The 14595-nt window shown below is 60.0% G+C and carries 12 protein-coding genes and 1 pseudogene; 9 read left to right on the top strand and 4 right to left on the bottom strand.

Going from position 1 to position 14595, the window contains the following annotated elements:
• Positions 1 to 79: 79 nt before the first annotated feature.
• On the bottom strand, positions 80 to 394 hold the full coding sequence (locus FQ182_RS25175) for an amidase (RefSeq protein ID WP_149414277.1): 315 nt from the start codon (positions 392 to 394) through the stop codon (positions 80 to 82).
• Entirely contained in the window at positions 391 to 1482 is a 1092-nt protein-coding gene (locus FQ182_RS25170) for a serine hydrolase (RefSeq protein ID WP_149414324.1), read from the bottom strand. Before FQ182_RS25170 ends, FQ182_RS25175 begins: the two co-directional genes overlap by 4 nt.
• A gap of 630 nt (positions 1483 to 2112) precedes the next feature.
• Between FQ182_RS25170 and olsB the strand changes: the two genes are divergently transcribed.
• Together olsB and FQ182_RS25155 are read left to right on the top strand one after the other, a co-directional pair.
• The gene (olsB, locus tag FQ182_RS25160; RefSeq protein WP_149414275.1) at positions 2113 to 2868 is read left to right on the top strand and encodes an L-ornithine N(alpha)-acyltransferase; all 756 of its coding nucleotides are present in this window, start codon (positions 2113 to 2115) and stop codon (positions 2866 to 2868) included.
• Positions 2868 to 3662: a lysophospholipid acyltransferase family protein gene (locus FQ182_RS25155; RefSeq protein ID WP_149414274.1), complete on the top strand. Its 795-nt coding sequence runs from the start codon at positions 2868 to 2870 to the stop codon at positions 3660 to 3662. The genes olsB and FQ182_RS25155 overlap by 1 nt, the downstream gene beginning before the upstream one ends.
• Here the strand turns inward: FQ182_RS25155 and FQ182_RS25150 are convergent.
• Entirely contained in the window at positions 3659 to 4234 is a 576-nt protein-coding gene (locus FQ182_RS25150; protein WP_149414273.1) for an ACP phosphodiesterase, read from the bottom strand. The genes FQ182_RS25155 and FQ182_RS25150 overlap by 4 nt on opposite strands.
• Positions 4235 to 4388: 154 nt before the next feature.
• On the opposite strand from FQ182_RS25150, the gene FQ182_RS25145 reads away from it, so the two are divergent.
• The 3 genes from FQ182_RS25145 to FQ182_RS25135 are packed head-to-tail and all read left to right on the top strand — an operon-like array spanning position 4389 to position 6962.
• On the top strand, positions 4389 to 4703 hold the full coding sequence (locus FQ182_RS25145) for a helix-turn-helix transcriptional regulator (RefSeq protein WP_133099323.1): 315 nt from the start codon (positions 4389 to 4391) through the stop codon (positions 4701 to 4703).
• 12 nt (positions 4704 to 4715) lie between these two features.
• Entirely contained in the window at positions 4716 to 5882 is a 1167-nt protein-coding gene (locus tag FQ182_RS25140; RefSeq protein ID WP_149414272.1) for an MFS transporter, read from the top strand.
• Between the two features lie 24 nt (positions 5883 to 5906).
• Positions 5907 to 6962: an alkene reductase gene (locus FQ182_RS25135; protein ID WP_149414271.1), complete on the top strand. Its 1056-nt coding sequence runs from the start codon at positions 5907 to 5909 to the stop codon at positions 6960 to 6962.
• 274 nt (positions 6963 to 7236) lie between these two features.
• On the opposite strand, the gene emhR is transcribed toward FQ182_RS25135, so the two are convergent.
• Entirely contained in the window at positions 7237 to 7869 is a 633-nt protein-coding gene (gene emhR / locus FQ182_RS25130) for an efflux system transcriptional repressor EmhR (RefSeq protein ID WP_149414270.1), read from the bottom strand.
• A 265-nt stretch (positions 7870 to 8134) separates the two neighbouring features.
• Between emhR and FQ182_RS25125 the strand changes: the two genes are divergently transcribed.
• The 4 genes and pseudogenes from FQ182_RS25125 to FQ182_RS25110 all read left to right on the top strand — a co-directional run.
• Positions 8135 to 9280: an efflux RND transporter periplasmic adaptor subunit gene (locus FQ182_RS25125; RefSeq protein WP_149414269.1), complete on the top strand. Its 1146-nt coding sequence runs from the start codon at positions 8135 to 8137 to the stop codon at positions 9278 to 9280.
• A gap of 3 nt (positions 9281 to 9283) precedes the next feature.
• The gene (locus tag FQ182_RS25120) at positions 9284 to 12445 is read left to right on the top strand and encodes an efflux RND transporter permease subunit (protein WP_149414268.1); all 3162 of its coding nucleotides are present in this window, start codon (positions 9284 to 9286) and stop codon (positions 12443 to 12445) included.
• Positions 12442 to 13899: an efflux RND transporter outer membrane subunit EmhC gene (gene emhC, locus FQ182_RS25115; RefSeq protein ID WP_149414267.1), complete on the top strand. Its 1458-nt coding sequence runs from the start codon at positions 12442 to 12444 to the stop codon at positions 13897 to 13899. Before FQ182_RS25120 ends, emhC begins: the two co-directional genes overlap by 4 nt.
• Before the next feature lie 324 nt (positions 13900 to 14223).
• Positions 14224 to 14469, top strand: a pseudogene (locus FQ182_RS25110) (OprD family outer membrane porin); the annotation flags it as partial.
• Positions 14470 to 14595 lie beyond the last annotated feature (126 nt).

Below are 14595 nucleotides of genomic sequence, written 5' to 3'. Positions count from 1 at the left end.
CAGCGCGTTCGTGGCACACCGTCAGATAACCGCGATGGGCACGCGAGGACAATCAAAGGTGGTTCCACCCTGTGGAACATCAGGGTGTCAGTCGGCAACCCTGGCGTTCGTCCAGCCATTGGGCGCTGTGGGTGCGGCCCAGTCCGCTGACGATGACCAAGCGCTTTTCGGTGTTGTCGACGAAGGCGCTGGTGGGCACGTATTGCTTTACATAACCCTGGCAATACTCGGCCGGGTTGCCTTGCACATAACGGCAGGAGCAGTACTCCTTGGCGGTGTAGGCCGCAATGATGTCCGGGAAAGCTTGCAGGTTGGCCCGTTCGTGCCAAACCCAGCCCAACAGGGCCAGCATGAGCACGATCATCAGGCTACTGAACGGACGACGGCGGATCATGGTTGCACCTGTTGGGCCACGGCGGCGAGCACACGCTTGAGCAATTCGTTATGGCGATAGCTGCCGTCGCGGTCGTCGCCGTAGCGCACGATCACCAGGTGTTCGTCGGGCATCACGTACAGCGCCTGCCCCCAGTGACCCAGGGCCGCGAAGGTATCGGCGGGAGCATCTGGCCAAGGCCTCGCGGCGCCCTGGACTTCGCGATTGAGCCACCAATGACCACCAGGAACGGCTTCGTCCTGGCCGGGCGTGTACTTGTCAAAGGGCTGGCGGTTGAAGGCTACCCATTCCTGGGGCAGCAACTGGCGTTCACGCCAACGGCCGCCGCGCGCCATCAACAGGCCGATCCGCGCCAGGTCCCGTGCGGTGAGGTAGGCGTAGGACGAGGCGATAAAGGTTTCGTCAGCGTCGCTTTCCCAAGTGGCGTTGCGGATGCCCAAGGGATCGAACAGCGCGGTCCACGGGTAATCGACATAGGCTTTGTGGCCGAGCATGCCTTTTAATGCGGCGGACAGCAGGTTGCTGTCACCGCTGGAGTAACGGAAGGCCTGACCCGGCGCGCTGAAGGTACCGGTGTCGGCGGTGAACATCGCCATGTCGGCGCGGCCACGGGTGTAGAGCATCGCAACCACCGAGGATTTCAGCGGTGCGTACTCATAGTCTTCCTGCCAATTCAGGCCCGAGGCCCAGTGCAGCAGGTCGGCCATGGTCACAGCCGGATGCTGTTTCATCGGCGGGTAAAAACGCGCGGCCGGGTCGGTCAATTTGAAGCGGTTCTCGCCATAGGCCACGCCCAGCACTGTGGCCATCAGGCTTTTGCTGATGGACCAGGTCAGGTGCGGGGTCGTTGTCGTGGTGGGCGCTGCGTAACGTTCGTAGATCACTTCACCGTCACGAATGACCAGCAGCGCGTCGGTGCGGATGCCCTTGCGGGTGGTGTCGTCACGGGGAGGGAAGGCGTAGTCGTCGAGGGCCCGGGTGGCCGGGCCGGCAAGTTGTGGGCTTTGGGACCAGTCTTTGATAGGCCAGGTTTGGGCGTGAGCCGTGACGGCGAACAACAGGGCGGCGCACAACAGGCCTTTGAACATGGACGGGGACTCAGGGGGCATTCGAACCCGCGAGCCTAGCTGAGGTAAATGACGGTTTTGCGTCAGGCCGGGTGAGGGGTCCGTGTGTATATCCGTGCTGCGGTAATGGCTGCCTAAGGTTGCGCTCTTACAACGGCTCACTTTTAAAGAGCGCAAAAGTAAGCAAAACGCTCTTGCCCCACCACTTGGTGCCTCGCTGTGGCTCGGCATGCCTTCACTCCGGCATTGCCATCGTGGTTAACGGGGCGCCTTAGATCAAGATCAAGATCAAAAGCACGGCGGCCTGGTAGCCGACCTGAGTGGCGAAAAGCAAAAACGGATCTACTGCCCCTTGTTAACAATGACACGGGCATTTTGAATCACCTCGGAGCCCTCAGGTTCTTTGCGAGCAAGCTCGCTCATAGAAAAGCAGAAAGGACGTAACCCCAAGCCGCCGTTGCTGCAGCAACGGATATGTACTCATTCACATAGATACCAATGCTCCCGGCAGCCCCCCATCAGAATCGTGGCCAGAGCCCTGTCATCTAAGCGTCACCGTAACTTCATGGAGATGACACCGGGGGTACATAGCCTGACTTTGCACAACAAAGTCGACTGGCCGCAACCCTGGCCGGCACCTGGAGACTCGCCATGACTCAGATCGCCCGCATCAGCGACACCGGCAATGAACGCCGTCTGCAAGCCGAACGCCTGATCGGCGCCCAGGCGTTGCAGGAAGCCCAGGCCTTGCGTTTCAACGTGTTCAGCGGCGAGTTCAATGCCAAGCTCAAAGGCGCTGAACTGGGTCTGGACATGGATGACTATGATGTTCACTGCAGCCACATCGGCGTGCGGGATTTGAACAGCGGTCGACTGGTGGCCACTACTCGCCTGCTGGATCACCAGGCCGCCAGCACCTTGGGCCGGTTCTACAGTGAAGAAGAGTTCAGCCTCCACGGCCTGCGCCACTTGCAGGGGCCGATCCTGGAAATCGGGCGCACGTGTGTCGACCCGGCCTACCGCAACGGCGGCACCATCGCCGTGCTCTGGGGCGAGTTGGCCGAAGTCCTCAACCAGGGCGGCTACAGCTACCTGATGGGCTGCGCGAGCATTGCGATGCAAGACGGCGGCATCCAGGCTCACGCGATCATGCAGCGCCTGCGCGAGCGCTATCTGTGCAACGAGCACCTGCGGGCCGAGCCGAAAAAACCGCTACCAACCCTGGACTTACCGTCCAACGTCATCGCTGAAATGCCGCCATTGCTCAAGGCCTATATGCGCCTGGGAGCGAAGATTTGCGGCGAACCGTGCTGGGACGAGGACTTTCAGGTGGCCGACGTATTTATCCTGCTCAAGCGCGACGAGTTGTGCCCGCGTTATGCCCGCCACTTCAAGGCCGCCATGTGATGGGCCGGCTGCGGGTGTACGGGCGGATTGCCCGCGTGCTGCTGGTGGTGGCGCTGGGCTTGACGATGGCCAGCGTGTTTGGCCTGTTCGAGCGACTGGGGGTGGCCAACTCCATGGTTCGGCGTCAGCGCTGGTCGCGGTTTTTCATGGCGCGGCTGGGTAATGCCCTACCCTTTCGTGTCACCGTTCAGGGTGAGTTGCCGCAACAGCCGATGCTGTGGGTCAGCAACCATGTGTCCTGGACCGACATCCCGCTGCTGGGCATGGTGGCGCCGCTGTCGTTCCTGTCCAAGGCCGAAGTGCGCACCTGGCCGGTGGCTGGTTGGCTGGCGGCAAAAGCGGGCAGCCTGTTTATCCGCCGTGGTTCAGGCGACAGCCAGTTGGTTCGTAAACAGATGACCCGGCATCTGGAGCAAAAGCACCCGCTGCTGATGTTCCCGGAAGGCACCACCACCGACGGCCGCGCCCTGCGCACCTTTCATGGGCGGCTGCTGGCCAGTGCCATTGATGCCGACGTGGCACTGCAGCCAGTGGCGATTCGTTATCTGCGCGATGGGCATATCGATCCACTCGCCCCCTTTATTGGCGACGATGATTTGCTGTCGCACCTGATGCGCCTGTTCGGCAATGACCAGGGCGATGTGGAAATTCATCTGCTCAAGCCGATTGCCTGTGCCGGCCAGGAACGGGCAGCGCTGGCGTTCCAGGCGCAGCAGGCGGTGCAGAAGGCGTTGTTTGGCGAGGTGGTACAACCGGCCAAACCACGGCGAGCGGGGGAGTTGGTCGCTGCCTAAACAATGTGCTCTGCGGCAAACACCTGCAACTGGGGATAAAACACCCGGAAGTCCTCACTCAACGGCTCATACAACAGCCGTAACTCCTCCATGGCATGGCCCAGTTCCTCGGGCCGTGTCAGGCGCCGGGAAATCCCCCGAAGCACCGGCTCCATCACCGCAAATTCGCGGTAGGAGCCCAACCAGTCATCCGCCGCCATATACGGTGCAATTTGCGCCAGCCGCCCCGGCAATTGTGGTTCGGCGGCCAGTACCCGGTAAACCTCGGTGGTAAAGCGTTCCAGGGGTTGATCGGCGTACAACGCCCAATCCCGCGCCAGGCAGTGATCAAAAAACACGTCAAGGACGATGCCGGCGTAGCGCCGCCGGGTCAGGCTGAAGCGCGACAGCGCCGCCCCTATCTGCGGATGACTGTCGGTAAACCGGTCAATGCTGCGATGCAGTGCAATGGCCGACTCGACTTGCGGGCTGAACTGACCTTGCAGGCGCCCTTTGACGAAGTCGCCATAGAGGCTGCCCAGCAGTTGCGCAGGAAGTTGGCCGCCAAGGTGCAGATGTGCGAGATAATTCATACTGCGCAGTTTAGCACTGTCATCAACATATCGTTATAACCCGATATATCGATTTGGTCGTCTGTAAGACCAAAATCATATTGGTATATCGCAATATAACGATTTAAAGTTCGCCTAATCGCGATATAACGTTTTACAAAACCCGAGCACTGCCATGTCCATTGACCTCGACGAAATAATAAAAGCCCTGGCGCACCCAGTACGGCGAGACATTCTCAACTGGCTGAAAGACCCGAAAGTGCAGTTCCCCGAACAACTGCACAACCACGAGTACGGCATTTGCGCCGGGCAAATCGACCAGCGTTGCGGCCTCTCTCAGTCCACCGTCTCGGCGCACCTGGCCACCCTGCAACGGGCAGGACTGATCTCCAGCCAGAAAGCCGGCCAGTGGCACTTTTTCCGACGTAATGAAGACGTGATTCAAGCCGTCATCCAAGCCATCACCGAAGAACTCAGCCCACCGCTGTAACAGGACCCGACAATGCCTCTCTCGCTACTCATACTGGCCTTAAGCGCCTTCGCCATTGGCACCACCGAGTTCGTCATCATGGGCCTGCTGCCTGATGTAGCGGCCGACTTGGGTGTGTCGATTCCCGGCGCCGGCTGGCTAGTGACCGGTTACGCCCTGGGCGTGGCCATCGGCGCACCTTTCATGGCACTGGCTACCGCCAAGTTGCCACGCAAAGCCGCGCTGGTAGCGTTGATGGGCATTTTCATCATCGGCAACCTGCTCTGCGCCCTGGCCAGTGATTACAACGTGCTGATGTTTGCCCGTGTCGTGACCGCACTGTGCCACGGCGCCTTCTTTGGTATCGGTTCTGTAGTAGCGGCCAACCTGGTGCCAGCCAACAAACGTGCCTCGGCCGTGGCCCTGATGTTCACCGGCCTGACCCTGGCCAACGTCCTCGGCGTGCCGCTGGGTACCGCACTGGGCCAGGAAGCTGGCTGGCGTTCGACCTTCTTCGCCGTAACGGTAATTGGTGTGATCGCGCTGATCGGCCTGATCCGCTTTCTGCCAGCCAAGCGTGACGAGGAAAAACTCGACATGCGTGCTGAACTCAAGGCCCTCAAGGGCGCTGGCATCTGGTTGTCCCTGACCATGACCGCGCTGTTTTCGGCGTCGATGTTCACCCTCTTTACCTACGTCGCACCGCTGCTGGGTGATGTCACCGGGGTGTCACCCAAAGGCGTGACCTGGACCCTGCTGCTGATTGGCCTGGGGCTGACCGTGGGCAACATCATCGGCGGCAAGCTGGCGGACAAGCGCCTGGCAGCCACCCTGATCGGCGTGTTTATCAGCATGGCGGTGATCTCCACCGTACTGACCTGGACCAGCGTCGCGTTGATCCCGACTGAAATCACCCTGTTCCTCTGGGCCACCGCTTCGTTTGCCGCCGTGCCGGCGCTGCAGATCAACGTGGTGACCTTCGGCAAGGCCGCGCCAAACCTGGTATCGACCCTGAACATCGGCGCTTTCAACATCGGCAACGCCCTCGGCGCCTGGGTCGGCGGCAGCGTCATCGCCCATGGCTTTGGCCTGACCAGCGTGCCCTTGGCCGCAGCCGCCCTCGCGGTGCTGGCGCTGCTGGTAACGCTGATTACTTTCCGTCAGGGCGGCGATGCCGACCTGGCCCCTGCTACCAACTGATCACTAAAGAGAAGGGTGTATCCCATGACGACTATTTTCGATCCAATCAAACTGGGCGACCTGGAACTGTCCAACCGCATCATCATGGCGCCACTGACCCGCTGCCGTGCCGATGAAGGCCGCGTTCCCAATGCGCTGATGGCTGAATACTATGTGCAACGGGCCTCCGCCGGGCTGATCCTCAGCGAAGCCACCTCGGTGACGCCGATGGGCGTGGGTTACCCGGACACGCCGGGTATCTGGTCCAACGACCAGGTTCGCGGCTGGTCCAACATCACCAAGGCCGTTCACGGCGCAGGCGGCAAGATCTTCCTGCAACTGTGGCACGTCGGCCGGATCTCCCACGAGTCGTACCTGAACGGTGAAACCCCGGTCGCGCCAAGTGCGATCAAGCCAGAAGGTCACGTCAGCCTGGTGCGTCCGCTGGCCAATTACCCGACGCCACGCGCCCTGGAAACCGCTGAAATTGCCGATATCGTCGACGCCTATCGCGTCGGTGCCGAAAACGCCAAGGCCGCTGGCTTTGACGGCGTGGAAGTCCACGGCGCCAACGGCTACCTGCTCGACCAGTTCCTGCAAAGCAGCACCAACCAGCGCACCGACAACTACGGCGGCTCCCTGGAAAACCGTGCACGGCTGATGCTGGAAGTGACTGACGCCGTGATTGAAGTCTGGGGCGCCGGCCGTGTGGGGGTGCATTTGGCACCGCGTGCCGATTCCCATGATATGGGCGACGAGAACCTGTCACAGACCTTCACCTACGTGGCGAAGGAACTGGGCAAACGCGGCATCGCATTTATCTGCTCCCGTGAAAAAGAAGCCGGCGACAGCCTGGGCCCACAACTGAAAGCAGCGTTCGGCGGCCCGTACATCGCCAACGAACGCTTCACCAAAGACAGCGCCAACGCTTGGCTGGCTTCGGGCAAGGCAGACGCGGTGGCTTTCGGCGTACCGTTTATCGCCAACCCGGACCTGCCGGCTCGCCTGAAGGCCGATGCACCGCTAAACGAAGCGCATCCGGAAACCTTCTACGCCAAGGGCCCGGTCGGCTACATCGACTACCCGACTTTGGCGCTCTGATCCGCTAAAGCGCAAAAGCCCCGGCTTGTGAGAACCGGGGCTTTTCTGCACGTCCGTTATCGTTAACGACCTTCGCGAGCAAGCTCGCTCACAGAGCGGCGGGAAACATTCCTTCACAGCCTTGCAACAATATCGCTACAAAATACTTAGTCGACTTCCTATCAACCCTGCGCCAGCCCATATATAAAGTCATTCCACAAAATCAGGCAAAGAGACGATTGACCCACCCTGATCTTTACTGTTGACACAACTGGACGCAATTACGCATTTTGTCTTAATCGCGCAGGCTAGGGCTCAAACGCAGCATGTCCAACGCGATGTCGACCCAACGCTCTGCCTCCTGGTGCAACTGAAAGCTGTCAGGCACCAGCAGCCACTGGCCAAGGATTCCGTCGATATAGGCATGCATGCACACCGCGGCGCGTACGGTGTCGAGATTCTCCGGAAGTTGCCCGCGATGGACCGCGTTACGCAGGGCCAGGCCGATGCACAGGTTGCACTCCAGGCTGGCCGTCTGACGCTGACGGCGCAGATCACACATTTCATCGGTGAATTCGCACTTATGAAACAAAATCTCATTAATGCGCCGGGTCTTCGGGTCCAGGGCTACTTGATGGAACAGATGAATCAACAACTTGCGCATACAGCCCAGCGGGTCGACTTCATCCTCGCTCTCGCTGGCCCTGGCCATTTCATCCAGCGGCTCATGCAGGGTATCGAGCATCGCCTGCACCAGGTCGGCCTTGTTGCTAAAGTGCCAGTAGATGGCACCACGCGTCACGCCTGCCAGCGCCGCGATATCCGCCAGCGTGGTTCGCGCAACCCCGCGCTCGTAAAAAGCCTGCTCGGCGGCCTCAAGTATCTGGCTGCGCGTTTCCTGAGCTTCCTCTTTGGTACGACGAACCATGGCAGTAAAACCTCAATCAGGACACTTGGGGTGGTCGACAACGACCATCTGAATAATTATGGGACAACACCGTCATGGGTGCCGAACGTACTAGAATCTAGGCTTTCAACGGAGAGTTGTGACGAATCCGGGAAACCTGTCAAGAGTTTACAAACAACCATGAACGTAAGTATATTGCGTAGCAAGCTACTTATCCACTCAGTGCCTGTTTTTTACCCTTCCACACTTCTTGTGCGCATCCTGCGTACCTGACCCGAGGATCTTCATGCAACTTAAGCCAGCTGTTACCGCCCTGGTCACTGCCGTCGCCCTGGCATCGCTGCTCAGCGGATGTAAAAAGGAAGAGGCGGCTCCACCCGCTCAAACCCCTCAGGTCGGCGTGGTCACTATTCAACCGCAAGCCTTCACCCTGACGTCCGAACTACCGGGCCGCACCACGGCTTACCGCATCGCGGAAGTTCGGCCTCAGGTCAACGGCATCATTCTCAAGCGTCTGTTCAAGGAAGGCGCCGACGTCAAGGAAGGCCAGCAGCTCTATCAGATCGATCCGTCGGTCTATGAGGCCACCCTCAAAAGCGCCCAGGCCAGCCTGTCGCAGACCAAATCGATTGCCGACCGCTACAAGCTATTGGTCAACGAGCAGGCGGTCAGCCGCCAGGAGTACGACACTGCCGTTTCCAACCGCATGCAATCGGAAGCCAGCCTGCAAACGGCCCAGATCAACGTGCGCTACACCAAGGTATTTGCCCCGATCTCCGGGCGTATCGGTCGTTCTTCGGTCACCGAAGGCGCACTGGTCAGCAACGGCCAGACCGACGCCATGGCAGTGATCCAGCAACTGGACCCGATCTACGTCGACGTCACGCAATCCTCCACCGAACTGCTGAAACTGCGTCGCGACATGGAAAGCGGTCAGTTGGAGAAAGCCGGTGACAACGCTGCCAAGGTCAAGTTGACCCTGGAAGACGGCAGCAACTACGGCCTGGAAGGCAGACTGGAGTTCTCCGAAGTCTCGGTGGACGAAAGCACCGGTTCCGTGACCCTGCGCGCCGTGTTCCCCAACCCTGACCACACCCTGCTGCCGGGCATGTTTGTCCACGCACAACTGCAGGCCGGTGTGAACAGCAAGGCCATCCTGGCACCGCAGCAAGGCGTGACCCGTGACCTGCGGGGCATCCCGACCGCGCTGGTGGTCAACCAGGACAACAAGGTTGAACAGCGTGTACTGGTCGCCAACCGCACCACCGGCGCCTATTGGCTGGTGGAAAAAGGCTTGAATGCCGGTGACCGCGTGATCACCGAAGGCTTGCAGTTCATCAAGCCGGGCATCGAGGTCAAGGTCACAGACGCCAAAAACGCCACGGCCGCCGGTACTGCTGCTCCTGCTGCCGCTGCTGGCAAAGGGGAGTAATTCATGTCGAAATTTTTTATCGACCGCCCCATTTTCGCCTGGGTAATTGCCTTGGTGATCATGTTGGTCGGCGCTCTATCGATCCTCAAGCTGCCCATCAACCAGTACCCGGCCATCGCTCCAACAGCGATCGACATCCAGGTCACCTACCCAGGCGCTTCTGCACAAACCGTGCAGGACACCGTGGTGCAGGTCATCGAGCAACAGCTCAACGGTATCGACAACCTGCGCTATATCTCCTCGGACAGTAACTCCGACGGCAGCATGACCATCACCGCGACGTTCAACCAGGGTACCAACCCGGACATCGCCCAGGTTCAGGTGCAGAACAAGCTGAACCTGGCGACCCCATTGCTGCCACAAGAAGTGCAGCAACAGGGTATCCGCGTGACCAAGGCGGTGAAGAACTTCCTGATGATGATCGGTCTGGTGTCGGAAGACGGCAGCATGACCAAGGACGACCTCTCCAACTACATCGTTTCCAACATCCAGGACCCGATTTCCCGGACCTCTGGCGTGGGTGACTTCCAGGTCTTCGGCTCCCAGTACGCCATGCGTATCTGGCTGGACCCAGCCAAGCTGAACAACTTCAAGATGACTCCAGTGGATGTCAGCAACGCCGTCCAGGCGCAGAACGTACAGGTGGCCAGCGGTCAACTGGGCGGCCTGCCTGCCCTGCCCGGCACGCAACTGAACGCCACCATCATCGGCAAGACCCGTCTGCAAAGCGCCGAGCAGTTCGAAAAGATCCTGCTGCGCGTTAACTCCGACGGCTCCCAGGTTCGCCTGGGCGATGTTGCTCGTGTTGAACTGGGCGGCCAGAACTACAGCATCAGTGCGCAGTTCAACGGCAAGCCAGCTTCCGGCATAGCGATCAAACTGGCGTCCGGCGCTAACGCCCTGGACACCGCCAAGGCCATCCGCACCACGGTTGCATCCCTGGAACCGTTCTTCCCGCCAGGCATGAAAGCCGTGATCCCGTATGACACCACCCCAGTGGTGACCGAATCGATTTCCGGGGTAGTCAGTACCCTGGTCGAAGCGATCGTCCTAGTGTTCCTGGTGATGTTCCTGTTTCTGCAAAACTTCCGCGCCACCATCATCACCACGATGACGGTGCCGGTGGTATTGCTGGGTACCTTCGGGATCCTCGCGGCCTTCGGTTTCACCATCAACACCCTGACCATGTTCGGCATGATCCTGGCCATCGGTCTATTGGTGGACGATGCGATCGTGGTGGTGGAGAACGTTGAGCGGGTAATGGCCGAGGAGCACTTGTCGCCCAAGGAGGCGACGGTCAAGTCCATGGACCAGATCCAGGGCGCCCTGGTGGGTATTGCCCTGGTGCTGTCGGCGGTACTGCTGCCCATGGCCTTCTTTGGCGGCTCCACCGGTGTGATCTACAAACAGTTCTCCATCACCATTGTTTCGGCGATGGCGCTGTCGGTACTGGTTGCCCTGATCTTCACCCCGGCCCTGTGCGCCACCATGCTCAAGCCGATTGATCCGGAAAAACACGGCCAGCCCAAGAGCGGCTTCTTTGGCTGGTTCAACCGTACCTTCGACCGTGGCGTACTGAGCTACGAGCGCGGCGTCGGCAACATGATCAAGCACAAGTTTCCATCGTTTCTGGTCTACATTCTCATCCTCGCCGGCATGATCTGGCTGTTCACCCGTATTCCGAGCGCGTTCCTGCCCGAGGAAGACCAGGGTGTGATCTTTGCCCAGGTGCAGACGCCAGTCGGTTCTTCGGCCGAGCGTACCCAGACCGTCATCGACGACATGCGTGCCTACCTGTTGCTCGACAAGGAAGGCGAACCTGGCGAAGGCAAGGCCGTGAAGTCGGTGTTCACCGTAAACGGCTTCAACTTTGCCGGTCGTGGCCAAAGCTCGGGCCTGGCGTTCGTCATGCTCAAGCCATGGGATGAGCGCGACTCATCGATGTCGGTGTTCGAAGTGGCCAAGCGTGCCCAAGGCTACTTCTCCCAAACCTTCAAGGACGCCATGGTGTTTGCCATCGTGCCACCGTCGGTACTGGAGTTGGGTAACGCCACCGGTTTCGACGTATTCCTGCAGGATCAGGGCGGCGTCGGCCACGACAAGTTGATGGCGGCACGCAACCAGTTCCTCGGCCTGGCCTCGCAAAGCAAGATTCTTGCAGGCGTACGTCCCAACGGTGTAAACGATGAGCCGCAGTATGAGCTGACCGTTGACGACGAGAAGGCCAGCGCCCAGGGCATCAGCCTGGCGAGCATCAACCAGACCCTTTCGATTGCCCTGGGTGGCAGCTACATCAACGACTTCATCGACCGTGGTCGGGTGAAGAAGGTCTATATCCAGGGTGAGGCCGCTGGCCGTATGTCCCCTGAAGACCTGAACAAATGGTACGTGCGCAGCGACTCCGGGAAGATGGTACCGTTGTCGGCCATTGCCTCGGGCCAATGGATTTTCGGCTCACCGAAACTCTCGCGCTATAACGGTGTAGCGGCGATGGAAATCCTCGGTACACCGGCACCGGGCTACAGTACCGGTGACGCGATGGCGGAAGTCGAACGTATCGCCAAGCAACTGCCGGCGGGTGTCGGCTATGCCTGGACCGGCCTGTCTTATGAAGAACGTCTATCCGGTTCCCAGGCGCCTGCGCTGTACGCCCTGTCGTTGCTGGTGGTGTTCCTCTGTCTGGCAGCACTGTACGAAAGTTGGTCGATCCCCATCGCAGTGGTGCTGGTAGTACCGCTGGGGGTTATCGGTGCACTGATGGCAACCAGCATGCGGGGGCTGTCCAACGACGTGTTCTTCCAGGTCGGACTATTGGTGACGGTGGGCCTGGCGGCGAAAAACGCCATCTTGATTGTCGAGTTTGCCAAAGAGCTCCACGAACAAGGCAAAGGCATCGTCGAGGCGGCTATCGAAGCCTCCCGGATGCGCCTGCGACCGATCATCATGACCTCCATGGCGTTCGTCCTCGGCGTACTGCCGCTGGCGATCTCCACGGGTGCCGGTTCAGGCAGCCAACACGCCATCGGTACCGGGGTAATTGGCGGTATGATCACCGCCACTGTCCTGGCGATCTTCTGGGTGCCACTGTTCTTCGTAACCGTGTCAGCCATCGGCAGTCGGAAAAAGACTGACACTACGCAAATTTCTAAAGAGGCTGGCCAATGAGCAAGTCGCTACTTTCCCTGGCAGTTACGGCATTCGTGCTCAGTGGCTGCTCGCTGATACCTGACTACCAGCGCCCCGAAGCGCCGGTGGCCGCACAGTTCCCGCAAGGGCCGGCGTATTCGTCGGCCCAGGCGCCGAGCCAGGCCGCTGCCGAACAGGGCTGGAAGCAGTTTTTCCATGATCCTGCCCTGCAACAGCTGATCCAGACCGCGCTGGTGAACAACCGTGACCTGCGTGTCGCGGCCCTGAACATCGACGCCTATGCCGCGCAGTACCGCATCCAACGCGCCGACCTGTTCCCGGCGGTTTCGGCCAATGGCAGCGGCAGCCGCCAGCGGGTTCCAGCACGGGCCTCGCAAACTGGCGAAGCGGGCATCACCAGTTCGTATTCGGCAACCCTGGGCATCAGTTCCTACGAGCTGGACCTGTTCGGTCGAGTTCGCAGCCTGAGCGAAGAAGCGCTGCAGAAGTACTTCGCCACCGAAGAAGCCCGTCGTACAACCCAGATCAGCCTGGTGGCCAGCGTGGCCAATGCCTACCTGACCTGGCAGGCCGACAAGGAACTGCTGAAACTGACCCAGGACACCCTGGGCGCGTTCGAGGAGAGCTACAAGCTCACCTCCCGCAGCAACGAAGTCGGTGTGGCTTCGGCCCTGGACCTGAGCCAGTCGCGCACCTCGGTGGAAAATGCCCGGGTACAACTGGCGCGCTACACCCGCCAGGTGGCTCAGGACGAAAATAGCCTGACCCTGCTGCTGGGCACCGGTCTGCCGGCGAACCTCGCCAGCAAGCCATTGGCTGACGACCTGTTGAGCGAAGTACCGGCAGGTCTGCCTTCTGACCTGCTGCAACGTCGTCCCGACATCCTGCAGGCCGAGTACAACCTCAAGGCCGCCAACGCCAACATCGGTGCGGCACGGGCTGCGTTCTTCCCGAGCATCAGCCTGACCGCCAATGCCGGCACCCTGAGCCCGGATCTCGGTGGCCTGTTCAAGGGCGGCTCGGGGACCTGGTCGTTCGCACCGCAGATCAACATTCCGATCTTCAACGCCGGCAGCCTGCGCGCCAGCCTGGACTACTCGAAAATCCAGAAAGAGATCAACGTCGCGAACTACGAGAAGTCGATCCAGACCGCGTTCCAGGAAGTCTCTGATGGCCTGGCGGCACGTGAAACCTACAACCAACAGTTGCAGGCCCAGCGTGACTTCGTCACCGCCAACCAGGACTACTACCGTCTGGCCGAGCGTCGCTACCGCATTGGTGTCGACAGCAACCTGACCTTCCTCGATGCCCAGCGCCAGCTGTTCAGTGCCCAGCAATCGCTGATCACCGACCGCCTGGCGCAGCTGACCAGCGAAGTGACGTTGTATAAGGCTCTCGGTGGCGGCTGGAGTGAACAAACGGCGAAGAGTGAGCCGTTGAAAGAAGAAGCGCCGAAGTTGAAGTTGTTCTGATAGCACCTAGCTAAAACGAAGCCCACCTTTTGGTGGGCTTTTTGCTTTGCGGTATGAAGCCATTGTGGACAAGCCACCCTAAAAACCATTCCAACGACTTCCGGTCGATCACCGCCCAAAACCCGCCCCTCCCGATTGAATCCCCCCACCGCTCCCCCGCACCATTGCCGGCACCTGCAAAACCAATAACAACAGATAGGCCACCATGACTGTCCGCTCCGGCTGATATCGCTCCACCGACTTTTCCCAGCGCGTTTTTTGTCTGCGACCCCAGGTTGCGGCGATGCCTTGCTTCATCCCTAACAATTAGAGAGACCCGACTTCATGAGCACCCTCCACGCCCGCAAACTACTGTTGGCCACCGCCGTCGCCAGCCTCGCCCTCCCGGCCCTGGCCGAAGAACACGGCTTTCTGGAAGACGCCAGCGCCAACCTCAACCTGCGTAATTTCTTCTTCAACCGTAACTTCACCAACCCGACCAAGGCCCAGGGCGGTGCGCAGGAGTGGACCCAGAGTTTCATCCTCGACGCCAAGTCCGGCTTCACCCAAGGCAGCGTGGGTTTGGGCGTTGGATTTGCCCCTACAAAACCGGACACCAACTCCCTGTTAAATTGGTGCTGCCGCCAAGCGCCTGAACTCCCTCGGTGAGCGATAGTTCAAAGCGCTGTGCGGATGCTGCTCGTTGTAATGTTCAAA

It is taken from the genome of Pseudomonas sp. ANT_H4, assembly GCF_008369295.1.
Taxonomy (GTDB): Bacteria; Pseudomonadota; Gammaproteobacteria; order Pseudomonadales; family Pseudomonadaceae; genus Aquipseudomonas.
Note: the sequence above shows the minus strand (reverse complement) of the source record. Positions and strands in the feature narration are given on the sequence as shown.

What these genes read in the sequence shown, in the direction of transcription:
- FQ182_RS25155 (WP_149414274.1), top strand. Translation starts at nt 2,868, where the DNA reads ATGGGCCGGCTGCGGGTGTACGGGCGGATTGCCCGCGTGCTGCTGGTG.
- emhR (WP_149414270.1), bottom strand. Translation starts at nt 7,869, where the DNA reads ATGGTTCGTCGTACCAAAGAGGAAGCTCAGGAAACGCGCAGCCAGATA.
- emhC (WP_149414267.1), top strand. Translation starts at nt 12,442, where the DNA reads ATGAGCAAGTCGCTACTTTCCCTGGCAGTTACGGCATTCGTGCTCAGT.
- FQ182_RS25175 (WP_149414277.1), bottom strand. Translation starts at nt 394, where the DNA reads ATGATCCGCCGTCGTCCGTTCAGTAGCCTGATGATCGTGCTCATGCTG.
- FQ182_RS25120 (WP_149414268.1), top strand. Translation starts at nt 9,284, where the DNA reads ATGTCGAAATTTTTTATCGACCGCCCCATTTTCGCCTGGGTAATTGCC.
- FQ182_RS25135 (WP_149414271.1), top strand. Translation starts at nt 5,907, where the DNA reads ATGACGACTATTTTCGATCCAATCAAACTGGGCGACCTGGAACTGTCC.
- FQ182_RS25125 (WP_149414269.1), top strand. Translation starts at nt 8,135, where the DNA reads ATGCAACTTAAGCCAGCTGTTACCGCCCTGGTCACTGCCGTCGCCCTG.
- FQ182_RS25150 (WP_149414273.1), bottom strand. Translation starts at nt 4,234, where the DNA reads ATGAATTATCTCGCACATCTGCACCTTGGCGGCCAACTTCCTGCGCAA.
- FQ182_RS25145 (WP_133099323.1), top strand. Translation starts at nt 4,389, where the DNA reads ATGTCCATTGACCTCGACGAAATAATAAAAGCCCTGGCGCACCCAGTA.
- olsB (WP_149414275.1), top strand. Translation starts at nt 2,113, where the DNA reads ATGACTCAGATCGCCCGCATCAGCGACACCGGCAATGAACGCCGTCTG.
- FQ182_RS25140 (WP_149414272.1), top strand. Translation starts at nt 4,716, where the DNA reads ATGCCTCTCTCGCTACTCATACTGGCCTTAAGCGCCTTCGCCATTGGC.
- FQ182_RS25170 (WP_149414324.1), bottom strand. Translation starts at nt 1,482, where the DNA reads ATGTTCAAAGGCCTGTTGTGCGCCGCCCTGTTGTTCGCCGTCACGGCT.